Raw genomic sequence first — 24,263 nt, forward strand, 5'->3', positions numbered from 1 at the left:
TCCTGATAGGGCAGCGCGCCTGGCCGTTGTTAAATGAATGCATGCGGTACGCTTGAAAAAGCATTTATTCAGTCAACTGTAATCCATTATTAGTAAAGGAAAAGAACATGAATAAACTACTGATTGCATTATTACTTTCTGCCATTTCCATGTCGTCTTCTTACGCTGCCGAAAGCAAGGATGACGGCGCAACACTGGGGACTTCCAAAAGTCCGCAAGTGGAAAGGCAACAACGGTATACGGACAAAGGTGTCACGCAAAGCCATCAGAACGGTGTGCCTGATGCTGCTGGCAACCTGGGCAATGCGGAAAGTCCGCAGGTAAAAGACCAGCGGGACCGTACAGAACGCGATTCTGCCGACCGGCCGATGCAAAGGTATAAAAACAAGGTGCTGCGGAACAAGGATGAAAAAGCCGGCAGTACCAAAGGCAATCCGGCTCAACCAACCGAGTATGAAAGCGCGCCACCTGCTACCACGCATTAGCCGGCTGGATTGACGGGATTGTGTTGTGCAATCCCGTTTTACGGCACCTCAGTCTCACGCAACTGTGCTATTCCAGCTTCCCATCCCACGCGTTCCCGTGTTATCACGTATTGCATCGCATGCGATGTGGCTTTATATTTAAACCATTGACCTGCAGATGCGGTCTGACCCATTTTAATCCCTATAAAATTACATTTTCCTATGTCAGTGGCAACCCATCGCAAACTAATCCTGGCCGCCATTATTTGCCTGTTGTTATATCAGGTGGGCATCTGGATTACGCTAGTGGCCGGGGCGGTATGGGGCGCAGGTTCGGCAGTCGTGGTGGCGGTGGTTTCGTATCTCTGTGCCCGGCTTGCCAGGCGTGGGGTCTCCAGCAGTGTCTGGTTTTTAATGCCTACCTTGTTATTTACCGTGATCCCGCTGGCGGCAAAATTGTGGGGTGCATTGTCCAGCCAGGCCGGCATGGTGGATATGCTGATTGACTTACTGCCATTGCTGGTCGGGTTTGTCGTTCCCATTGTGTTGTTGTCTATCGTGTATTTGCAGCTACGCAAGCAAGCTTTTTAATCAAAATCAGCGCGGCACTCTGCGTCCGCGAGGCAATAACAATCCGTAATAACCCGTTATAATCACAGGCTCAAGTCAATCCTGGTTAAGCGAACATGCAATCACGTCACTTCGGTCAATCGTGTTTTACCTCCAAATTATGGGCAATTGGTCATCGTTTCGGCCCCTATGCACCCCTGATTGTGCTATTCCTCACCGGGCTGGTATTTCTTTCCCTGACCCGCATCGGGCTGGTGCTATGGAAGTGGGAACGGGTACAGGCCACCGGCGAATTTTGCCAGATCCTGCTGCAAGGGGTGCGGGTAGACCTGATCCAGTTGGGTTTGCTGGCTATTATTCCGGTGCTGTTATCCCCGCTGCTGGCGACCCGTCAGTTATTTAGATTCTGGCGCACATTCACTTTCTGGTGGGTATTGCTTTCATTAGTGCTGTTAGTGTTTCTGGAAGCGGCAACGCCGGGGTTTATCCTCGAATACGATGTGCGGCCCAACCGTATTTTTGTGGAATACCTCAAATATCCGCATGAAGTGTTTGGCATGCTGTGGCAGGGCTTCAAGGTCGAGCTGTTTTTTGGCCTGCTGATGACCGCGATTGCATTTGTGCTGGTGCGTAAACTGCTGAAACCCTGGTGCAAGGCACAACCAGCCTGGTCCAATACAAAACTCTGGCTGATCTGGCCACTGGTATTGGTATTGACTGCCTTTGCTGTGCGTTCCACCCTGACGCACCGGCCTGCCAACCCGGCCTTGTTTGCCATTACGCAGGACAGCATGGTCAACAGCCTGATTCTGAATTCTACCTACTCGGTGTTCTACGCTGCTTACAGCTTGCAGCATGAGGCAAAATCCAGTGAAATTTACGGCAAGCTGCCACGTGAAAAGGTATTGGCGTTAACCGGGGCACAGGACACGGATATCCCGACATTGACCACGCTGGTGCCTTCGGTCAAACGTGACAAGCCGTTGAATCTGGTGATCCTGTTACAGGAAAGCCTGGGAGCGGGCTTTGTCGAATCACTGGGTGGCAAACCGGTCACGCCCAACCTGGAAAAACTCAAATCCGAAGGCATCTGGTTTACTCATTTGTATGCCACCGGTACACGTTCCGTGCGCGGCATTGAGGCGGTGGTGACCGGTTTCCAGCCAACGCCATCTGACAGCACCGTCAAGCTGGGTTTAAGCCAGAAAAACTTTTTTACCCTGGCAGCTCTGTTAAGCAAACAAGGCTACCTGACCGAATTTATCTATGGTGGCGAATCGCATTTTGACAATATGCGCAGCTTTTTCATGGGCAACGGTTTCCAGCAGATTACCGACCAGCCAGATTTCAAGAATCCGGTATTTGTGGCGAGCTGGGGCGCGTCCGATGAGGATTTACTCAATAAAACCCACGAACAGTTGCTGGCGCATCATGCCAGCGGCAAGCCGTTTTTCACGCTGGCGTTCAGTTCCTCCAACCACGCGCCATTTGAGTTCCCGGATGGCCGTATCGAGTTGTATGAACAACCCAAGGCTACCGATAACAACGCGGTGAAATATGCCGATTACACCATAGGCGAGTTTATCAAAAAGGCCAAAGCCAGTCCTTACTGGCAGGATACGGTGTTCCTGATTGTGGCGGACCACGATATCCGTGTGCGTGGTGATTCCCTGGTGCCGATTGAGCATTTCCATATTCCGGCCCTGATTCTGGGGGGCGCAGTACAACCAAAAACCGTGGATGCGATTGCCAGCCAGATTGATTTGCCGGTCACGGTGCTGTCACTCATGGGTATAGAGGCAAAACATCCTATGACCGGCCATGACTTGTCTAATATAGGTCCGGATTACCGTGGCCGTGCCATGATGCAATATGCCTATAACTATGGCTGGATGCAGCAGGTTGGACCGGATGCCGTTGAAAATGAAGTGGTGGTATTGCGCGAAGGCAAGCCGCCGGCATTCGGGCATTACGAGCCGGTCAGCAAGCAATTGCACAACACCGATGCCCCCGCCGATGCGCAGTCGCTGGCAGAGCAGGCATTGGCCAATGCCTTGTTGCCGGCATTGTTATACAAAGAGCAGCGTTATCGCTTGCCAGAGTAAGAGGTTGGTTTGAAGCGTTCCCCGTTACCCAGCATGTTGACCCGCCGTGTCATTCTGGATGGCCTGGCATATCTGCTCAAAGGTGGTTTCTGGCTGAGAAACAGCCACCTGCCGACAGAAAGCCACGCCGTGCCTACGCATTTTGTAGGGATTTGCGTGGCGACCAGCCAGCAGGCAGAAACAGATGATTATGTGCTGGCCCAGTTGGCAGCACTGGGGATAGGGCGCGTCAGGCTGGATATCGGCGATGACGAGATGTATGTACATCAGATCCGCCTGCTGCAACGGTTGCTGGATGCCGGTGTCTGGGTGGATATCCATCTGGTACAACCGTTTGCGATGGCCAGGCAGATGCTGGATATTGCGGTACAGACAAGATGGCAGCAGTTTGTTGAACAGTTTTTGCAGCAGTTTGCGACGCAAATCGCCAGTGTTGAAATCGGCAATACCATTAACCGCAAGCGCTGGGCGGGTTACCACTGGCAGGGATTCCTGCTGGCGTGGCAGATCGCACACCGCCTGGCACGGCAATATGGCGTCAAAATCGTGGGCCCGAATATCCAGGATTTTGAGCCGCTCTACAATATCAGTGCACTGAAACAGCTGCAGGCAGAACGCTTGTTGCCGGATGTGCATAGCAACAACCTGTTTGTTGAGCGCGTGATTGAACCGGAACTGGCCGATCATCGTATTTTCCAGCACCGCTGGACACGCTGCTTCAGGTTCAACCTGATCAAGAAAGCACGCCTGCTGCAAAAAATCGGTGCAGATTTCGGCATCCCTGACCTGGTCTCGCCGGTTGCCTTCTGGGCGATTTACCGCATCCAGCGCCATTTGCCGGATGGTGCCCAGAAACAGGCGGATTACGTCACCCGTTACTTCACTTTACTGGCGGCCTCGGGTGCGTTGCAGCAAGCCAACTGGGGCGCGATGATCTGCCATCGCGAAGGTGTGATTAACGATGGGCTGGATGATGCACGCTATCCGGTGCTGGAACGCGTCGCTTATTACAAGTCAGCCGATGGCGAGTTGCAGGACTACCAGCGCAACCCCAGTTTCCTGGCGCTGAGAACCGTCGCGCGCTGGCTGAATGGTGCCGACTATATCGGGCCGCTGGCGACAGGCAATGGCCTAGAAATCCACCAGTTGCGCAAGTACCAGAAGCTGGTGCATGTGGTATGGGCAATTAATGGCCGTTGTGCCATCCTGGACGATATCTATGCTGATTCCAGTTTACGCAAGGCACAGTTCCTCAGCCGCAATGGCCAGGTGGCCGAGCAGCCGTTGCTGATCACGGAAACCCCTGTCTACCTGATGTGGGACGCGACAGAAGTGGTGGAACTGCATACATCCACGCCGAAGCTGACCGAAACCGTCATTCATGCGCATATCCAGGACCAGCACTACTATCCGGTGCATGAAGGCCAGTGGCGCGGCATGATCCTGGCAGACAGCCCTGACCAGGCGCGGCGCTTGTGGGATGCCTGGCAGCCAAGTACGTTGCAGGCACCTGCCAAGGACCAGGCCTTGCGCCATGCCAGGAACGCCATCTGGCCTTTACCGGACCCGCGTACCGCCGGGAAAAAAGTGACGGTGAAGCAACCCATCCACATGTATTGGCACAAAACATACCTGGACCGGTTTAAACCCAGCAAAGCCAAACGCAGCTGGAATGGTGCGATGGAGTTACTGCGCCGTGGTGTGGGTACGGCCATGCCGCTGGCTTATTTCGAGCGTTTGGGCGATACCAGCCTGAAACAGAATTTCTTTATTTGTGAATATATTGCGCACGATTTCAGCATCGGGCAGGCGTTTTCTGCATTCAGCCAGGGCGCCGAGGCATTTGAGGGGGTGCCTGCGTCAACCATATATCAGGCCTTTGCCCGCTTCTGTTTGCATATGCATGCATCAGGCATTTATTTCCGCGACTTTTCCGGCGGCAATATCCTGGTCAGTCGACAGGATGAGCAATTGGCTTTCTCGCTGATTGATACGGCGCGCCTGCGTGCCTATGCAACGCCGGTGCCTTATGCCGAAAGAATGGCGGACTTAACCCGGGCCACGCACAAATTGCACTGGGAAGGCCGCAGGCAGTTCCTGACCCTGTACCTGGGCATGACCGGCCGCAGCCTGACCTGGCGTACCTTGCTGCCGTTTTATTTATATGATTTCAAAGTCAGCCTGAAACGCACCGTAGGGCGTAAAGGCATGAAGCGTTTATTGCGCTACCTCAAAAGCCTGCGTACTTGATAAATAACGCAGGTGACTCTCATGAAAATCATGACTGCATCTTGCGCAGTTTAATCACGACAAGCCTGCGCGGCGGTTTTAATATGATCACACGTGATAGCGACTGCTAGAACGAATTTTAAGGAAAAGGAGAAACGACTATGTGGACTAAACCAGCTGCTACCGAAATGCGTTTCGGTTTTGAAGTAACTATGTACGTAATGAACAAATAATTGTTCTCTACGACATAAACGGGCGCACTTTGCGCCCGTTGTCATTTGTAGTGCCCTTTATTGTTGGCGCAATATCCATTGATTTAAAGCAGCCTCATTCCCCGTTTTCTTTATCTTCCAACGACAGAATAGTTTTTCCATGCCGGTGGGCCTTGCCTGCCAGCCGCAGGATGCAACATTCGCGATTCTATGTTAGGGTGCAGATACATTGCAGAACCCTGGTTTTTTACCGTCACCCGACAAGCCAGGTAGCGAAAAAACAAAGCGCCTGCAACCGTTTAAAGTGACTATTCCATAAACTGCATGATCAAGTTCAAACATATCCGCTCACGAATAGCCTTTACCTTCATCGCCGTGATGGTGGTTGTACAGCTGGCCGCCCTGGTGCCGTTGAAATATGCGCTGGTCAGGCATGCCAGCCAGCTTGCTGACCACCAGGTCAATGCCGGCGAGCGGGTATTTGTTAACCAGCTGCAACACAATACCCAGAACCTGAAGCAGGCGGCACAACTGCTGGTGACTGAAGATGCCTTCAGGGATGCGGTGAGTAGCCGCGACGCCAACCTCATTCAATCCGTACTGGCAACCTGCCAGGCGCGCATGCGGGCACAAATTGCCTATTACCTCAGCCCTGACGACAGCCTGGTGGCCAGTAGCGGCAATGCGGACAGTGGCCAGGAAGTGCAACAGGCGATCCTGCAAAACCGGAATGGAACGCTCAAATTTGATATTGTCGATGGCAAGCCTTATCAACTGATTACCGTGCCGGTGAAAGTGCCGGAAGCGGCTGGCTGGCTGGTGATGGGGTTCGCGGTGGATGGCCGGCTTGCAGACCAGATGAAGCAGCTGACCCAGCTGGATGTGACTGTGCTACAAAAAATGCCGCAACACGACTGGCAGCTTGTCAGCAGTACCGCCAGCAGTCAGGTGGCGAATATCTTGGTGAAAACCGTTGCTGATGTTTACCGGCAGCCCCTCTCCCTGCATAAAGTGGATTTGGCCGGACAAGCCTATCACCTGAAGATCCGCACATTGCATGAAAGCAAAGACCAGGTATTGCTGGTTGTGTTGCAGGCGTCGGTCACGCCGTTTGTACAGGATTTGAACGCCTGGTTCCAAAACATGCTGATGCTGGCTTTTGCCGGTGTGCTGCTATTTGCGGGGCTGGCCTGGTATGTGTCGCGCCAGACCACCCGGCCGCTGGCTGCATTGGTTAAGAGCGCTGACGATATGGCCATGGGGCACTATGAAAAAGAAATAGCCGTGGAGAGTAGTGATGAAGTCGGTTACCTGGGCAAGGCACTCAACAGCATGCGCGCAGCGGTATTACAGCGTTCGCTCAGCGTGCAGCAACTGGTGTTCAGAGATGAATTAACCGGCCTGGCTAACCGGCAGGCTTTAATGCAGGCACTGCAGCAGGTCATTGCCAGGCATGCGGACGCAAAAGAGAAATTCGGCCTGGTGGTGATCAATATCCAGCGCTTCAAGTCGATAAACAACATGCTGGGCCGCCAGTTTGGCGATGAGTTACTGCGTCATGTCGGCCAGGTATTGCAGGCCAATACCTTATCCCCACAGGATATGGTGGCCCGGCTCGATGCCGACGCGTTTGCGATACTGTTGCCGCAGGCCGATCAGGCCAAAGCGACCCGCTACGCTGAAAATATTCAGCATATGTTTGAGGAACCGGTGCAGGTGCAGGGGCAAGTCATGCATGTCTCCATTGCCATGGGCATTGCGCTGTATCCCGAGCATGATGCGGATGCCGGGGCTTTGCTGCATCATGCCGAAACGGCGCTGCAGGCGGCCAAAGCCAAACAGGCTACCTGGATTGTGTACAACACGGCACTGGAGCTGGATCAGTCAGATACGCTGGTGCTGATTGCCGATTTGAAACAGGCCATACAGCAAAACCAGTTATTGCTGTATATCCAGCCAAAAATTGATGTGACCACGCGTAAAACCCGCGGCGGTGAAGCATTAATCCGCTGGGTGCATCCGGAAAAAGGTATGCTGCTGCCGGATCAGTTTATTCCACTTGCCGAGCAGACCGGTTTAATCAGCGAGATTACCGACTGGATGTTGCGGCGCGCCTGCGAGGTGGTGGCGGATTACCGGCGCCAGGGCTTGCGTATCAACCTGGCTGTCAATTTATCCGCGCGTGATTTGAACAATATGGCCTTGCCTGACCAGATTGTGGCGTTGCTGACAGAATATGCGCTGGACACCACCGCGCTGAGCCTGGAAATGACCGAAGACAGCCTGATGCAGGCACCTGAACGGGCGGCTGCCGTGATCGGCAAGCTGGCCGCGCTGGGGCTGCCACTTGCCATTGATGATTTCGGTACCGGTTATTCGTCGCTGGCTTACTTGAAGCAGCTACCGGTGCAGGCACTCAAGATAGACCGCTCGTTTGTCATGTTCATGGACAAAAATGCCGACCATGCCAGCATTGTGAAAGCGACCATAGACCTGGCGCACCATCTCGGCCTGAATGTGGTAGCAGAAGGCATAGAAAGCGAAGAAGTGCTGGCCCGCCTGGCCAGGTTGGGATGCGATGAAGGCCAGGGTTATTTCATCGGCAAACCGATGCCGGAAAAAGATTTCTCCATCTGGCTGGAGCGCTGGGAAGGCCAGAACGAGATAGATATTGATATTGGTGATGACCTGTCTTTTGCCGTGAATCCTTTAGACACGTTACCAAAGTTCTAGAGACGTATCATTGGCGATTTCATACTGCTACTGTTCATTCCAATGAATAAGTTTTTCTTATGCTTTCCATTAAAACATTCAATTTTATTTAATAGGCCATCGGGTTTATTATGCATTTCATATTCTTAATAAGGAGACTGAAATGAGCCAGATCAGGATGCATAAAAAAGGAAATTTCATGATTCAGTATGTGCTGAGATTTCTGACAAGCAAATAATTAATTTCTTGCTATTAAATAGTGCACTATCTATAATGGCAACATGAATAACGCAACGCGAGGCAAAACACCGCTATTAAATGAACAGTTATGTTTTGCCGTGTACTCCTTATCGCTGGCACTGAATAAAGCCTATCGCCCTTTGCTGAAAAAGTTGGGGCTCACTTACTCACAATACCTTGTGATGCTGGTATTGTGGGAAAGCGATCAACGTACTGTCAGTGATATCGGTGAGCAGTTGTTCCTGGATTCGGCGACATTAACGCCCTTGTTAAAACGCCTGGAAGCCGCCGAGCTGGTGCAGAGAGTGCGCTCCAGTCATGATGAGCGGCAGGTCATTATTTGCCTGACAGAGAGTGGGAGGCAATTACAGGAACAAGCGTCTGCGATTATGGATGAAATGTTGTGCGCGATGGGCTGTCCGGTGGAAGAGCTGATTTCGTTGCGTGACCGCATGAACCTTCTGCGTAACCGTTTAATTCAGCATGCCACATAAAATAGTTAATTGTTGTAGATCTGTTTTTTTATTGTAATAAATATAGTGCACTATTTAATTTTGCGTTATTAATTTTTATACCATTTTGTAAGATGAAAGGAACATCGTGATGAAAATAAAAACATTAATCAGCCTGTTATTTGCCGCCTCTTTGATCACCGCCCTGCCTGTCCTGGCGGATGAGAAGCCAGTGACCGAGCAGTTGGTGGATACATTGACCACACTTGCAGGCGGGCCACATGCCGGCTTCCGTGCCAACCATGCAAAGGGGATCATGCTAGAAGGCTCTTTCACGCCTTCAGCACAAGCGGCCAGCATCAGCAAGGCAGCGCATCTGCAAAAAGCCGATAGCCCGGTGCTGGTGAGATTTTCTGACGCGACTGGCGTACCCAATATCCCGGATGCCAGTGGTAATGCATTTCCCAAAGGCATCGCTATCCGTTTTCAACTGGCAGATGGCACGGCAACCGATATTGTGAGTATTTCCGTGAATGGCTTTCCGGCAGCTACGCCGGAAGATTTTCTGGGCTTGTTGAATGCGGTACGTGATTCACAGGGCAGCACTGCCAAACCAAGCCCGGTAGAGCAGTTTTTAGGTTCACATCCGGCAGCATTAAAATTTGTGACCACACCCAAGCCGGCACCGGTCAGTTTCGCAACCCAGCCATTTTTCGGCGTAAATGCGTTCAAATTTACCAATGCGGCTGGGCAGAGTGAGTATGGGCGTTACCAGATTATCCCGGTTGCAGGCGCACAATACCTGAGCAAGGAAGCTGCTGACGCCGCCGCGCCGGATTACCTGATGAACGAGATTGCCGAACGTGTCAAAACCCAGGGTGTGCAGTATAAGATTTTGCTGCAAATTGCTGATAAGGGCGATGAAGTGAATAATGCAACCGTCGTATGGCCGGATAGCCGTAAAACGGTAGAACTGGGCACACTGACGTTGAAGTCTGTGGTGGCAGATAGCAAAGCCAGGGAAAAAACACTGATGTTTAATCCGCTGCAACTGACCGAAGGCATCGAGCCTAGCCAGGATCCTATCCTGCTGGCACGACCTACTGCTTATGCCGTGAGTTATGGTAGACGGTTAAATCAATAGCTTAATCGGTCACCAAGGAAGCCTCTGCTTCTTATGCAGGCAGAGGTTTTTCAATTTAAACAGCGACAAAGCGAATGGCTTTGCCGTTGACACAGTAACGCAGGCCACTTTCAGTTTTGCCATCGGGAAATACGTGCCCCAGATGTGCATCACAAACATTGCATTTCACTTCGATACGCTGCATGCCATGACTGCCATCTTCAATATAGGCGATAGCCCTTGGATCCAGTGGCTGGTCAAATGAAGGCCAGCCAGAAGCCGATTCAAACTTTTGTGCGGAGTTGAACAGCTCCTGCTCACAGCAGGCACAGGCATAAAGGCCGGGTGTAAATGCTTCACACATTGCGGAAGAAAAAGGGCGTTCTGTGGCACTTAAACGGGTGACGTTAAACACGTCCTCATCCAGAATTTGACGCCACTCATCCGGCGATTTGCGCACTTTATAGTTTGGTTCGTGATTGCCTTCTTTGGCCAGTTTGAGTACATCTTTCCATTTCAACATCATCGTTTACTCACTAATTGATACCTATATAAAACAGGTGGAGTGGTTATTTCACCGATTTGTTTCACAAATAAAATGCAGGTGCTACGGATAGACTGTAGAAAAACAAGTATACCATTACGCATTCGTTCGATTAGCAGGAGTATTCCCTTGATTGTCAGATCCAGACCGCATTTGTTTGAACTGTTTTTCATTATAAAAGGATCGATTGTTTTAAGAATTATTCCGCTGCTGATTTTTGTTGCTACGCTCTCGACCATCGTTGTGTCTATTTATACTTTCAGGCCGGACTGGTTGCCGCGCTTTGATGGTGGCCCGTTTGCGCTACTGGGCATCACCTTATCCATCTTTCTGGCTTTCAGAAATAATGCTTGTTATGAACGCTGGTGGGAGGCCAGAAAAATCTGGGGAGACTTCGTACTCACCGCCAGGAACCTGGCGCGTGTAAGCCAGTTGCTTGATTATGAAGCAGGCGTGATCAGTAAAGAACGGCGTGTATTGCTTGAATGCAATATTGCCTATGCTCAAGCCTTGCTGGTGCAACTCAGGCCGGTAACATCAACCTACAAAATTAAAGCATTGCTGCCAGAGAGCCTGTTCCAGGCATTTTCAAAAAGCAGCAATCCGCCAGAAGTGATTTTGCGTGAAATGCAACGTGTGCTGGTGCAGGCATTACGTGACCAGCGTATTGATACGATCCAGTTCAAAATGCTGGACGAACTGGTTCAGGAACTGGCGCATATACAGGCAGCTTGCGAGCGCATCCAGAATACACCAATTCCGTTTGGCTATACTTTGCTGTTACACCGGACCGCTTATACCTTTTGTTTTTTATTGCCGTTCTGCTTTGCCAATACTCTGGGTTGGGCCACACCTTTTGTCACAGCATTGGCAGCTTATACGCTTTTCGGCCTCGATGCGCTGGGCAATGAATTGGAAGAGCCATTTTCCATGGGAGCGAATGCACTGCCAATTAGCGCTTTGGCAGATGTGATTGAGATTGATATGAGAGAAGCTTTAAATGATGCGCCGATACCACCCATGCCGACGCCAAAAGATTTTGTCTTGATGTGATCAGCAAGGACGGATTTTCAGAGAGATTCCAGGAAGAGCAGCAGCAAGCTACGCTCTTCCCTGGAAAAGTTTTTAAAGCACTCTTTTGCCGTGCTGGCTTCACCGTCATGCCAGAGAATGGCTTCCTGTAACGTTCTGGCGCGTCCATCATGCAAAAAACCGGCCTCTGGATGCACCTTTTTAGCCAGGCCTATACCCCACAATGGCGGGGTGCGCCATTCGCGACCTGTCGCACTAAAGTCTGGCCTGTTATCTGCCAATCCTTCGCCCATATCGTGTAGTAATAAGTCAGTGTAAGGGTGAATCGTGCGTTGATTTAACAACGCGATGCCGGATTGCTGGCCGGTGCGTAGCTGATCTGTATGGCATTCCATGCATTGTGCTTGTTTGAATAAAGCTGCGCCCCGTTGCGTGGCTGGTGTGGGTGCCGCTGGTTGAGGAATAGCCAGCGCAGCCAGATAAAACTGAATTTCATCCAGCTGCTGATCTGTCAGTTCGGGTGATTTAATGGCAGGTGTTGCAAGGCAAGTAGTTTGAGTGACTGTGCAGTTGGGCGCTGCAAAAAGCCTGGAGGTAATACCCAGGTCGCCATGAAATGCACTGGCAATTTGCTGGCGCAAATTCGGTACATTGGCTTTCCAGCCGAATTTGCCTATCACCATTTTCTGCTGTGCAATATCCCACACCATATTGGGTCGGCCACGAATACCTGCCGGTTTTCGGCGCTGAGCCTGCCGCAGGATTTCTTCTTCCGGAATATTATCCAGTAAGCCCAGCCCGAATACCGCAGGCGCGATCCGGGCTGAGGTCAGCACATTGTCTAGCGGGCCGTAAGCCAGTTCGCTGAAACGCAATTGCGGCTGGCGCAAGATGACCTCTTCACCGCCTGCCAGCGTGACAGGCATGGTCTGGTATTCGAGCTGTGCAATACCTTCGCCGATTACACCGGGAATACCGAATTCATTTAACTGGTCGCCGTATACCGGATGCGGCAGGATTCGCTGCTGTGTGTCTTGTACGCTGAGCCTGACCAGCATGGCTTTCATGGACTGCGTTGGCCCATCCGGCGCAAAGCCGCGGCCATTGCCGGGGTGGCAGGCAATACAGGAGAAACGGCTATATAACGGCCCCAGGCCTGAAAAGCGGTCGTCTTCACCGCCATCTATGGTCCATACCTGGCGGAACAAGGTACGGCCAGCCTGGAAGGTTTGTCGCGATGCCGGATCACTTACGCTTGCATAGGGCTGGGTATAGGCTTCGGCAGAACGGTGCGGGGTGGTGAGGGTCGTGTCTGGTTCAGCGATTGCAGCGCATGCCCATGACAGCATCGCAATACAAAAGAATGCAGCGCGCATGGTGGATCACTTACGGTGATGTGAGTATTGTCTGGAGTGTATTTGCGACCGATTGATAGCGCGCTTTTGCCAGTTCTGACCACTGTTGAATCAGTGCTTTCCTGTCATCGGCCAGACCGGACTGGAAGCGGACGGTATTCTCCGCGGTGAATAATTGCTGCTCCGGTAACAATGGTTGCAGCAGTTGCTGCTCAAGCGCATTGATGTTTGCCGTATCACGGTTTAAATGCCTGGCAAATGCCAGATTGACAAACAATGACTGCAACAAAGCCTGATGCTTGACCAGGGTGGCTTCAAAATAGGCGTTCAGTATATTTTGTTCCGTCACATCGCGCACCTTTTCATCGGGCCGGGCAGGCGTGGCATAAGGGTTGAAATAACCTGCCGGGCGCTGGGCATACACCGCGGGATCCACCGGCAATTTTCGAATGTCAGGCGTAAACAAGAGCTCCTGGCCGACTGGGGATAAGGTGAATTGTGCAAAAGCACGGGCAGCTTCCTCATGCGGTGCCTGCTTTAGCAGGGCGACATGCGCGGGTGAGTAGGCGACCACAGGCGGATAGATATATTGCAGGGCGGCACCTTTGGCAATTGCGGAAGCGGCAAAAAAATCCATAGTGATGCCCACCATGGCGCGTCCGGCGGATACTTCATCGGTAATAAACGTGGAACCGTTCTCAATGAAATGCGCATTCAGGGTCATTCTGGTTAGCATTGTCCAGCCTTCAGACCAGGATTTTCCTCGTAACATGGCATCGATCAGGCCACTGGCAAAGCCGATTCTGGCTGGCAGGGGAAAGGCTACCTGGCCTTGCAAGGCTGGCTGGGTGAGATCTTGCCAATCTTCTGGATAGGCAAGTTTTGCGTTGTCAAACGCTACGGGTGCAATCACCATGCCCAGTCCGGCAATTTCCGTGGTCGCGTAATAACCTTGCGGATCATTGAGCAAGGTGCCGTGCAAATTGGTGGGTGATTTAATCCAGGCGGCATCCAGCTTTTGCAGCGCACCCTGCTTGGCCAGTTGTACAAAATTCTGCCGGGAAGGTGTCCAGTACACATCCACTTCGCCGGGATGCTGGTTTAAATAAGTGAGGGCATCACTGGATTGTTTCCACAATACCTCCAGCCGGTATTGTGGAAACTGTGCCTCAAATGCAGTTTCGAACTGCGAAATCATTTCTTGCGGATAGCTGGTCATTACCACCACTTTTTCGGCAGCAGTCGTGGCCAAACTGGCCAGCAAAAGGCCACCGCCCAGAAGTAATTTATTAAATATGCTTGCAAGGATGTGGCGGCTGGTCATGACAATTGATCCGATTAGAACTGGTAACGAGTTGATAGTAGGAAGTTGCGACCTTGGGATGGATAACCCGCTGACAACTCATAATTCTTGTCGAGCAGATTGTTGGCTGCGAAAGACACTACCCAGTCGCGAACGATTCTGTAATCAACCTTTACGTTCAATAAGTTGTAGGAGCCAGTCTTCACGTATGTCGGGCCGGGAACTCCCCCAACCTGTTGTGACCATCTTTGGTCTGCGACCTCATAGCTTGGCACAATATTCCATCTGTCTGTTGGTGTCCATTTTGCATAGAGGAAGCCCTTGTTTTTGGGGGTGGCCAGATACGGATATGGCGTCACTGTACCCGGTGGAGGTGTGATATCGGTGTCAATCCAGGAGTAATTGCCACCTACTTCGAGGGTGGGCATTACCGAGGCTACAATGCCGAGTTCCACACCCTTGATTGTGGCCTCACCGACGTTCTGGTTCTGGTTTTCATTGGTATCAAAGGTACCATTGTTGTTGAAATCCACGGGCACCGACTGAATATAATCCTTGATCCTGGTATGAAAGATGGCAGCAGTACCACGTATACCTGGCGGCAGCGTATCCTCGATGCCGATTTCAATATTGTTTGCACGCTCAGGCTTGAGGTTAGGGTTGGATGAGGCATTGCCAAAGCGTGTACTGTATCGCTCGAAGATAGTAGGAAAGCGCGTACGGTCAGATACCGAGAAATGTGCCTTACCACCCGGGCGATAGCGCCAGATAGTGGCTGCCTGATAGTTCGTCGCGTCTTTGTCTTTGCGTGGATAATAGACCATGGCACCGGAGGTAAAATCTTCCGCTGTCTTTGGTGAGCGCTTGTCATGGCTGATGCCGCCGACCAGGTCAACCGTGTCTGTGACATGCCAGGTGTCTTCCACCGCGAACGACCAGATCGATTCGATGTTGCTCTGCTTCGGTTCGGGCGGGTTATTATTAGTAGTTGCCGCTGAACCTTGATTGGTATTCCACTCGACATGCTCATCTCGACGATAGTGCACCGATGTCTTCAGGGTCTGTTGCGCTAGATGATCTGTTCCCAGTTCGATACTGAAGCCTTTGGAGTTATCATCATAAACACTTTCGTTAGTCAGCGTACCATAACGATTACCACCACCTGGAGCTACTGTATAAAAGGCCAAGGTGTTATCGAAGGTATTATAATAAGCGCGTGTTTTCAGGTACGTTTTGGCGTCAAGCTGTGTTTTTGACAGGAAGTAAAGACTGCTGGTGTCCCACACCGGCCAATCCCATACGCGGGCGCTGCCAGTTTGCGCACAGGTTACTTGATTGACGCCCTGAACATCATCACATCCACGTACCGGTGGGGCGCGATGCTTTTCACCACTTTGCTTGGAATAGTTGATTGAGTATTCATCGGTCTCGTTCGGTGTAATGCCGAACTTGAGACTGCCACGCCAGTCGTTCGAGTCAGAGAAGTTGCGCAGGCCGCTACCTTGATAGTTGGGGGCGGTAGCAGGCAAGTCGGATTTGTAATCCTTGGAAAGTCGCCAACCGTCAATGTCGCGTTGCTGGAGGCTGGCTTGCCAGTAAAATTTTTCCTGCTTACCGCCAAGGTTGGCATACCAGATGTCACCGTCGTGCTGGCCACTTCCACCCAAAAGCGCAGAGTAACGTATTTCACCTTCGAATTCTTTGACTGGCTTGCGTGTCACCAGGTTGATCGCGCCGCCCATGCCATCCGGGCCGTTGATAACCGAAACATAGCCTTTGGCAACCTGAATTTCCGACAGGTCGGCTGTCAGGAATCGGCTGAAGTCGATGCGGTTGTCTGCAGGCAGGAAAATGCGGATGCCATCTATGGTCAGTGGGACGCGAATGCGGTCTAAACCGCGCAGGCTGATATCCGACTCGTTGCGTCGACCAGATGATGAGGATGATACGGCAACAGGTGTAGTCGCTACACCAGGAATCAGGTTAAGTGCATCATCGAGGCCATTCTTACTGAAATCCCAGAGTTGTTCGCGATCGAGTGTCGCGGTACCCAGAGGGTTTTCTGAATCTCGGTGGCCCGTCACCGCGATTTCACCTAAGGTGAATATCTTGCTGTTATCTTCCGCCAATGCCTGGACACTGGCGCCTCCCAGCAGGCAAGTGATGATGCCTGCGATCGTGTGTTGTTTTGAGCCTGTCACTTAGGTTGTCCTTTCGTTTGAATATTGTTTATAAATTTATCGATATATCCACTTGGGAATAACGATAAATTCAGCAACAACTGGCTTTATTACCCCTTAAATCATTGGGGATTCTAGCATCGTTATATCCAGTAGGGAATATCGATACGGTCGCTGCGTAGCGATGAATGCCGGGGGATGAGATTACCCTTCAAGTTGCATCGTCAGCGGCTTAAACACTTTAAAAACTGGACGATGTCTCATCCATCACCAGCGTTGCTGCTTTTTGTGCATGGTGATCATGCACAAAAATTGGTTGGGAATAACGGTTTGTGAACGCGTTGTTTCTGGTGGTTATCTCCTCTCGTTCAAATGGAATGCACAACAAAAAGGCGTCCTGAGTTCAGGAAATTAATCCCTGAACTCAGGACGCCTTTGTCCCGGCTCTTGCTGGTGACAGAACCGTTAACAGTCCTGCCCCAATATGAAATGACTAAAAGCAATATCCATGCCGAATTAATAATGCTTTTATATTCAACAGGATATCAATATCCTGCCCGCATTCAGAATGCATGGTCGGCACGTAGAGGGGGGCTTTTGCACTCTTTCAGAGCACAATCATTAATTCGCGGGCAGCTGATTGGCCTATGATGGGCGTGCCATCCAGCCGGCGTATAAGCGCAATATCAGAAATCGACCTGGGCACGCATGGTGATCGCATCTTCATGATGGATTGCTTTGACTGTGATAGGTGTATCAAAGCTGGTATGTACATAGTTGGCAATTAAACGTACATAGGGTGTCAGAATCCAGTTGGCACCCAGTGTCCAGGTATCGAACTCATTGGACTCAAAAGCTTTCAGTCTGCCTGTGCCTATTGCGTTTGTAGTGAGGAAATCACTGCCATCAAATTTGCTATAGCGCGCGCCCAGTTGCAGGGCGCCCCAGCCATCACCACCCCAGGCGAATTCCTGTTTGGGACGCAGGCGGCCAAACATGCCATCCTTATAAGTGCTGGCAAAAGTTTCGCCGGTTACCAGCCAGTTGATGCTGGCGTACCAAGCTGTCAGGTCGCGGTTGAACCCATTGCCGTCGAAGTGTTCGGTGATATGCTCAGCCTGAAGTTTGACCGGGCCATGGGCCAGGGCCAGTTCATAGCCCTGGCGGCTGCGATCCACGGCTTTGGCGAAACCTTCTTCGGTTGAAAATACGATTGCGCCACGGCCTTCGGTTTGTACATTGAGTGTCGGGCTGCTGCCAGGCTCTTGCTCTCCCTTGGCATAGAAGCCACCGATATGTACCACACTGTCTTTCCAGCCGGCGAATTGGGCAATATTGCCAACTACGCGTATCAAAGCATCTTTGTTGTCGTATTTGGCATCTGTTTCATCACCGTTGGCCGACGCTGTATTGACGCCTTTGCCGTTGGTCCATGATGCACTGTAGAACAATCCCGCGATGGGCTCACCGTAGGCCATGATGCCACGGTCAAACGTGGCCCCCAGCAGGTAATCGGTGGAACCGCGCTCCTGGAAGTCGGTAAAATTGGCATTCATGGAGCGTTCCAGGCCATAAGAGGGCTTGAACTGCCCGGCGCGCAATTTAAAACCATTAAAGTGGATGTAATCCATATGGGCATAGGTTAAGCCTACGCTGCCATTACCTGACGTACCGCCGTATTCGCCTTCCAGCCGGGCTGCAAAATCCTTGAGACCTACATTCACACCTAAACGTGCACGGCGGATATTGAACGTGTCTGCCGCTGCAACATCGGGGGAAAAGCTGCGGTAATCAGCCTGCACGCGGCCATTAATGCCCAGTTTCCATGTGCCACTGGCATCTTCAAGGCTGAGGCCGTTTTTAAAATTGGCATAGACCGGTTGGCCTGCGGATGCATTGCGTGTCGTTTGCAGTGCTTTTAACTCGCCTGACATCGTTTCAATTTTCACTTGCTGCTCATGCAATAACTGTTTGTCATCAGCCGCGATGGCTGTATTGGCTGGTGCTACAGGTTTGCCGGCAGCCTCTTTGAGCGCTTTGAGTTCATTGGCCATGCGTTGCATTTGCTGCTGTTGAGCTTCCAGCATGTGCTGTAATTGCGTGATACGGGCATCTGTTTCTGTATCTGCCCATACTGGCATGATGCTTACGTTCAGCATGGCTGCACTCACTGCCAAAACCACTTTCTTAACGTCGGGAAAAGCGGAGATCGATGAATCATTAAAGCGGTTCACTAAGGTGGTCCTCTCGTGATAAATAAGGGTTCTTTAGACGATTGTCACTATTCAGGTCTTACGTAACCCCGGGCGAAAACAAATGGCTGCCAATCAGCCAGCATCGTGATACCCATTGAGGAATATCGGGATGGCATATTGGAACACTGCTTGGGCAGGATTTTTACACAACCTGTTTTGAAAGAAGGGTTTAAGCAGAGTAACGTTTGTTATTTAATTCTTGAGTTTCAATGGCTGGTTTGTCATGCGCGATGAGGTCAGCCAATACCTGGGCGGAGCCGCAGGCCATGGTCCAGCCTAGCGTGCCGTGGCCGGTATTCAGCCATACATTGGGGAAGCGGGCACCTGACTGGCCTATGATGGGCGTGCCGTCCGGCGTCATGGGGCGCAGGCCGGTCCAGAACAGGGCTTGTGATACATGACCGGCATGGGGGAATAAACCGTTGAGTACCATTTCCAGCGTTGCGCGGCGGTGTGGATTGAGGCTGAGATCGAAGCCTGCCAGTTCAGCCATGCCGCCGACGCGGATGCGCTGGTCAAAGCGGGTGATGGCGACTTTGTAGGTTTCATCCATGACGGTGGAGACCGGGGCTGCATCGCTATTGATAATGGGCACGGTGAGTGAATAGCCCTTTACGGGATACACCGGCAGATCCAGTCCCAAGGCATGTGTCAGTTGACGTGAATAGCTGCCCAGCGCAACCACGTAATGGTCAGCTTCCAGTGTTTCGATGCCATGGCCAGTATGTACTTCCACTCCCAGCAGTTGGTTTTGTTGCGTGACCAGGCGCTGGATAGTAGCGCTCTGCCTGAATTGCACGCCCAGTGCCTGCGCCTTTGCGGCCAATTGAGTGGTGAATAACTGGCAGTCACCGGTTTCATCCCCAGGCAAATACAAACCGCCCAGTAGCTGGTCTTTCACATGCGCCAAGGCAGGTTCGATGCGCGTGCAACCTGCAGGGTCGAGGTGCTCAAAAGGCACCTCCATCTGGCGGAGTACGGCAATATCTTTGGCTTCGGCTGCCAGTTGCTTTTGCGTGCGGAAGACTTGCAGGGTGCCGCGGTTGCGCTCTTCATAATGGATGCCGGTGTTGGCGCGCAGTTCACGCAGGCAGTCACGGCTGTACTCGGCCAGGCGTACCATGCGGGATTTATTCAGGGCATAGCGCTGGGCAGAGCAGTTGCGCAGGAACCGGGCCATCCATTGTAGTTGCCATAAACTGAAATCTGGCCTGATAGAGAGCGGCGCATGGCACTGGAACAGCCATTTCATGGCTTTGAGCGGTACATCAGGCCCGGCCCAGGGCGCTGAATAGCCGGGCGAAACCTGGCCGGCATTGGCAAAGCTGGTTTCCATGCCGACGGCAGGCTGGCGATCAATCACCGTGACCTCAAAACCTTTTAAGGCGAGGTAATAGGCACTTGTCACGCCGATAACCCCGGAACCCAGCACCAGTACACGCATGAAACACTCCTACGATGACAACCGACCAGATAACTAACGCATTTAGGCGTTGCAAGTGATATTACCAAACTTAAACCGTGTATATGGAATATGCCTGGTAACCGGAGGGTTGCGGCGGATGTGCTAAGCGCTGTATTTTTCCAGTGCTTGCACCATAATCATGGCCGGGTCGCATGGCGGGGTCCAGTCCCTGGATTGTGCGGTAATTTCCACCATGCCGGTCGGGCTGGTGACGTTCACCTCGGTCAGGTAATCGCCAATCACGTCCAGGCCGACCAGGAACAGGCCATGCTGCATGAGCACTTTACCAACGGTCTCGGCGATCTGCCGGTCACGTGCACTTAATGGTTGCGCGATGCCTTTACCGCCCGCCGCCAGGTTGCCGCGGGTTTCCCCGCTTTTGGGAATACGCGCCAGCGCATAAGGCAGGGGTTCACCGTTAATGACCAGGATGCGTTTGTCGCCTTTGATGATCTCGGGAATATAGCGCTGCACCATGATGGTTTGCGTCTGGAAGCGGGTCAGTGTTTCCAGGATGGCGTAAATGTTCGGGTCATCTTTGCGCAACCGGAAAATGCCGCTGCCCCCCATGCCATCCAGCGGCTTGACGATAATATCGCCATGCTCGGCCAGAAATGCCAGTATCTTGGCCTGCTGGCTGGTGACGATAAACGGTGGCGCAAATTGCGGAAAGCGGGCCACCGACAGCTTTTCGTTCCAGCCACGGATGGCGGCGGGGTCGTTGATAATGCGTGCACCTTGCTGTTGTGCCAGTTCCAGCAGGTAAGTGCTGTACAGGTATTCGTTATCGAAGGGCGGGTCCTTGCGCATCAGCACGGCATCAAAGTCTGTCGGTGCCACGGTTGTTTTGTCACTGGTTTTCCAGCTGCCATCCACATTAAATGCAAATGTCTGCGCATCTACGGTCACCACGTCATGTTGCAGCTGCCAGTCGTGCTGTTCACACACCCACAAGTCGTGGCCACGTGCCTGTGCAGCACGCATGATGGCGAGACTGGTGTCTTTATAAGTGATGAGGGAGTCCAGCGGATCCAGTATCAGCAGCAGTTTCATGATGCGCCTCGGCGGTGCTTAAGCGTTGAGTGGGTCGTTTTCCTGCAGTTCCATGCCTGCGGCCAATAGCGCCAGGCGCGCAACCACGCCATAGGCATAGAAGCGGTTGGGCGGCGCATCCGGTGCGCCGGCGCAGTCGGGCAGGGTACAGGGTTTTTCAAATGCAAGCGGCACAAAATGCATACCGGGTGCGTTGAGGTTTTCATCAATACCACGGCTGGTATGTACGCGGTAAAAGCCGCCAATCACAAAGTGATCCATCATATACACCACAGGCTCGGCCACTGCATCGTTGATGGTTTCAAAGGTGTAGACCCCTTCCTGGATCATCACTTCCGATACTTCCATGCCTTCTTTGATGACCGACATTTTATTGCGGGTTTTGCGGTTGAGGTCGCGGACTTCATCGGCAGATTTCACGCTCATGATGCCCATGCCATAAGTGCCGGCATCCGCTTTGACGATGGCAAACGGCTGGTGGGTAATACCATATTCATCGTATTTTGCCTGGATTTTTTTCAGCAGCACATCGACTTTTTCCGCCAGCACATCTTCGCCCACGCGATTATGGAAATCAATACCACTTGCCGTGTCAAAATAGGGGTTCAGCAGCCAGGGATCAATATCCAGCAGGTTGGCAAAATCGTTTGCCACTTTTTCGTAGGCAGCAAAGTGCTGGGATTTTCGACGGGTAAACCAGCCGGCATGCAGCGGAGGAATCAGGTTCTGCTCCAGGCCTTGCAGGATGTCGGGAACGCCACCCGACAGATCATTATTGAGCAAAATGGCACAGCTATCAAAGGCCGGGTAATCCACGCCTTCAAATGTGGCAGCATTGAGCTTGAGGCGATTTTTTTCACGCACCAAGGGCTCCAGGATCAATGGCAGGCCATCATGCGTTTCCAGCCTGGTGACTTCAGTGATTTCCGGGGAAAGGCTGCCGATGCGCACTTCCATGCCGGCTGCTTTAAGGATATTGCTCAGTTCCACTACATTGCGCAGGTAGTAGGTATTGCGCGTGTGGTTTTCCGGGATCAGCAACAGGCGGCGCGCTTCAGGGCAGATTTTTTCCACCGCCACTTGGGCCGCCTGCACCGCCAAACTCAGGAATTCCGGATTCAGGTTATTAAAACCGCCGGGGAACAGGTTGGTATCTACCGGTGCCAGTTTGAAACCTGCATTACGCAAGTCCACGCTGGCATAAAAGGGTGACGATACTTCCTGCCATTGCGTGCGGAACCAGTGTTCAATATCCGGCATGGCCTCCAGGATGCGCTTTTCCAAAGCGACCAGTGGGCCATGTAAGGCAGTGGTTAAATGGGGAACCATAGTTGCTCCTGTGCTTGTTTTTATTCAGGCCTGTGCTGGCACTATTCCAATGTGTGTTCAATCACTGCGTGCGCCTGCTGGTCGGCATGGTAGCTGCTGCGTACCATGGGGCCACTGGCGGCATTATCGAAGCCCATGGCATCGGCCTGCTGCTTGAACCAGGCAAAGGTGTCCGGCGTGACATAGCGCAAGACCGGCAGGTGATGCACGCTGGGTTGCAGGTATTGCCCCAGTGTCAGCATGCTGACGTTGTGGGCACGCAGGTCGCGCATGACTTCCAGGATTTCCTCATCCGTTTCACCCAGGCCCAGCATCAGGCCGGACTTGGCCGGTATGTGCGGATACATTTCACTGAATTGTTTGAGCAGGTTGAGCGAGTGCTGGTAATCTGATCCCGGGCGCGCCTGTTTGTATAAACGGGGCACGGTTTCCAGGTTGTGGTTCATGACATCGGGCGGCGCTTCACGCAGGATTTTCAGTGATACATCGAGGCGGCCACGGAAATCCGGCACCAGGATTTCGATTTTGATGTCAGGGGATTGCGCACGGATGGCGCGGATACAATCGACAAAGTGCTGGGCGCCACCATCAGGCAGGTCATCGCGGTCAACCGAGGTGACCACGACATAGCGCAGTTTCATTTGCGCAATGGTACGCGCCAGATTTTCGGGTTCATGCGGGTCAGGCGGCAATGGCTTGCCGTGGGCAACATCGCAAAACGGGCAGCGGCGGGTACAGATATCCCCCAGGATCATGAAGGTCGCCGTGCCACCACTGAAGCATTCGCCGATATTGGGGCAACTGGCTTCTTCACACACGGTATGCAGCTTGTTGTCGCGCAATACCTGCTTGATTTCCTGGAAGCGTGCCGAATCCGGCACTTTCATGCGTATCCATTCCGGTTTGCGCAACACGGGCATGGGCACGATCTTGATCGGGATGCGCGAGGTTTTGGCTGCGTCGATTTCCTTGACGCCAGCCACCTTTTTTGCCGGGCGTTCAGTTTGGCATTTATCTGACATGCGTCAGTTTCTCTTTCAATCGGTGGGTTAAATCTGCTGCAATCTCAGTCATATTCAGCGTGATATTTAAATCCCGGGTTTGCGTCATTTGCATGCCGGCATAGCCGCAAGGGTCAATGTCGGCAAACGGTTGCAGGTCCATCTCAATATTCAGGCTCAGGCCATGATAACAGCACTGGTTTTTCAGGCGTAGCCCCAGCGAGGCAATTTTCCTGCCATCTACATACACGCCAGGTGCATCAGCCCGCGCTTCAGCCTGCACGCCATGCGCTGCCAGGAATTCCACCAAGCTGCTTTCCAAGATGGTGACGAGCTGGCGAACATTCAAGTGACTGCGCGCCAAATCAATCAGGCAGTAAATGACCAGCTGGCCAGGCCCGTGATAGGTGATTTTGCCACCACGGTCGACCATGACCAGCGGAATATTGTTTTGTGGCAGGCGTACGCCACGGCGGTTCAGGCCCAGGGTATAGACCGGCGGATGTTCGGTGACCCACAGTTGGTCAGGGGTTTCGTGCGTGCGCTGTGCGGTCACTGCCTGCATTTCGGCCAGCGTAGCAGCATAATCGGTCAAACCCAGCTGGCGAATTTCCAGGTCAGGCATGGAAATGAGGATAA

19 protein-coding genes are annotated in these 24,263 nt (G+C 52.3%); 9 read left to right on the plus strand and 10 right to left on the minus strand.

Translation table 11 applies throughout. The features are described 5' to 3' along the window. Positions 1-107 precede the first annotated feature (107 nt). From BLP53_RS11330 to BLP53_RS11365, 8 genes are all read left to right on the plus strand, one after another. On the plus strand, positions 108-485 hold the full coding sequence (locus BLP53_RS11330; protein ID WP_091472269.1) for a hypothetical protein: 378 nt from the start codon (positions 108-110) through the stop codon (positions 483-485). 201 nt (positions 486-686) lie between these two features. Next, on the plus strand, positions 687-1,055 hold the full coding sequence (locus tag BLP53_RS11335; protein ID WP_091472270.1) for a hypothetical protein: 369 nt from the start codon (positions 687-689) through the stop codon (positions 1,053-1,055). A 95-nt stretch (positions 1,056-1,150) separates the two neighbouring features. Next, positions 1,151-3,139, plus strand: coding sequence for an LTA synthase family protein (locus BLP53_RS11340; protein WP_091472271.1), 1,989 nt, complete (start codon positions 1,151-1,153; stop codon positions 3,137-3,139). A 9-nt stretch (positions 3,140-3,148) separates the two neighbouring features. After that, positions 3,149-5,389, plus strand: coding sequence for a lipopolysaccharide kinase InaA family protein (locus BLP53_RS11345; protein ID WP_342670216.1), 2,241 nt, complete (start codon positions 3,149-3,151; stop codon positions 5,387-5,389). 140 nt (positions 5,390-5,529) lie between these two features. After that, entirely contained in the window at positions 5,530-5,601 is a 72-nt protein-coding gene (gene pqqA / locus BLP53_RS11350) for a pyrroloquinoline quinone precursor peptide PqqA (protein WP_081624291.1), read from the plus strand. Between the two features lie 303 nt (positions 5,602-5,904). After that, positions 5,905-8,313, plus strand: coding sequence for a bifunctional diguanylate cyclase/phosphodiesterase (locus BLP53_RS11355; protein WP_091472273.1), 2,409 nt, complete (start codon positions 5,905-5,907; stop codon positions 8,311-8,313). Positions 8,314-8,573: 260 nt separating this feature from the next. Next, the gene (locus BLP53_RS11360) at positions 8,574-9,026 is read left to right on the plus strand and encodes a MarR family winged helix-turn-helix transcriptional regulator (RefSeq protein ID WP_091472274.1); all 453 of its coding nucleotides are present in this window, start codon (positions 8,574-8,576) and stop codon (positions 9,024-9,026) included. Positions 9,027-9,135: 109 nt separating this feature from the next. Continuing rightward, a complete protein-coding gene (locus BLP53_RS11365; RefSeq protein ID WP_091472275.1) occupies positions 9,136-10,128 on the plus strand; it encodes a catalase family peroxidase in 993 nt (330 codons plus the stop codon). A gap of 55 nt (positions 10,129-10,183) precedes the next feature. Here BLP53_RS11365 and msrB read toward each other — a convergent pair whose 3' ends face one another. Beyond that, positions 10,184-10,633, minus strand: coding sequence for a peptide-methionine (R)-S-oxide reductase MsrB (msrB, locus tag BLP53_RS11370; protein ID WP_245652815.1), 450 nt, complete (start codon positions 10,631-10,633; stop codon positions 10,184-10,186). Between the two features lie 147 nt (positions 10,634-10,780). On the opposite strand from msrB, the gene BLP53_RS11375 reads away from it, so the two are divergent. Further along, a complete protein-coding gene (locus tag BLP53_RS11375; RefSeq protein ID WP_176755280.1) occupies positions 10,781-11,704 on the plus strand; it encodes a bestrophin family protein in 924 nt (307 codons plus the stop codon). Positions 11,705-11,721: 17 nt separating this feature from the next. On the opposite strand, the gene BLP53_RS11380 is transcribed toward BLP53_RS11375, so the two are convergent. The 9 genes from BLP53_RS11380 to lipB all read right to left on the minus strand — a co-directional run bounded on the left by BLP53_RS11380 (position 11,722) and on the right by lipB (position 24,249). Continuing rightward, positions 11,722-13,059, minus strand: coding sequence for a di-heme oxidoreductase family protein (locus BLP53_RS11380; RefSeq protein WP_091472277.1), 1,338 nt, complete (start codon positions 13,057-13,059; stop codon positions 11,722-11,724). A 10-nt stretch (positions 13,060-13,069) separates the two neighbouring features. After that, positions 13,070-14,362, minus strand: a complete 1,293-nt coding sequence (locus tag BLP53_RS11385; protein ID WP_091472278.1) for an ABC transporter substrate-binding protein — start codon at positions 14,360-14,362, stop codon at positions 13,070-13,072. A gap of 14 nt (positions 14,363-14,376) precedes the next feature. Next, positions 14,377-16,542: a TonB-dependent receptor plug domain-containing protein gene (locus BLP53_RS11390; protein WP_091472279.1), complete on the minus strand. Its 2,166-nt coding sequence runs from the start codon at positions 16,540-16,542 to the stop codon at positions 14,377-14,379. A 665-nt stretch (positions 16,543-17,207) separates the two neighbouring features. After that, positions 17,208-18,680, minus strand: a complete 1,473-nt coding sequence (locus BLP53_RS11395; protein ID WP_143001374.1) for an OprO/OprP family phosphate-selective porin — start codon at positions 18,678-18,680, stop codon at positions 17,208-17,210. 265 nt (positions 18,681-18,945) lie between these two features. Then, positions 18,946-20,220 carry a D-amino acid dehydrogenase gene (locus BLP53_RS11400; protein ID WP_091472281.1) on the minus strand — a complete coding sequence of 425 codons (1,275 nt, stop codon included), beginning with the start codon at positions 20,218-20,220 and terminating at the stop codon, positions 18,946-18,948. A 123-nt stretch (positions 20,221-20,343) separates the two neighbouring features. Continuing rightward, on the minus strand, positions 20,344-21,294 hold the full coding sequence (gshB, locus tag BLP53_RS11405; protein WP_176755281.1) for a glutathione synthase: 951 nt from the start codon (positions 21,292-21,294) through the stop codon (positions 20,344-20,346). Between the two features lie 18 nt (positions 21,295-21,312). Beyond that, positions 21,313-22,623 carry a glutamate--cysteine ligase gene (gene gshA, locus BLP53_RS11410; RefSeq protein WP_091472283.1) on the minus strand — a complete coding sequence of 437 codons (1,311 nt, stop codon included), beginning with the start codon at positions 22,621-22,623 and terminating at the stop codon, positions 21,313-21,315. A gap of 41 nt (positions 22,624-22,664) precedes the next feature. Beyond that, positions 22,665-23,645: a lipoyl synthase gene (gene lipA, locus BLP53_RS11415; RefSeq protein ID WP_091472284.1), complete on the minus strand. Its 981-nt coding sequence runs from the start codon at positions 23,643-23,645 to the stop codon at positions 22,665-22,667. Continuing rightward, positions 23,635-24,249 (minus strand): lipoyl(octanoyl) transferase LipB, encoded by a 615-nt coding sequence (gene lipB / locus BLP53_RS11420; RefSeq protein WP_091472285.1) that lies wholly within the window; start codon positions 24,247-24,249, stop codon positions 23,635-23,637. Before lipB ends, lipA begins: the two co-directional genes overlap by 11 nt. Positions 24,250-24,263: the final 14 nt, after the last annotated feature.

The organism is Methylophilus rhizosphaerae, from assembly GCF_900100975.1.
Classification (GTDB): Bacteria; Pseudomonadota; Gammaproteobacteria; order Burkholderiales; family Methylophilaceae; genus Methylophilus; species Methylophilus rhizosphaerae.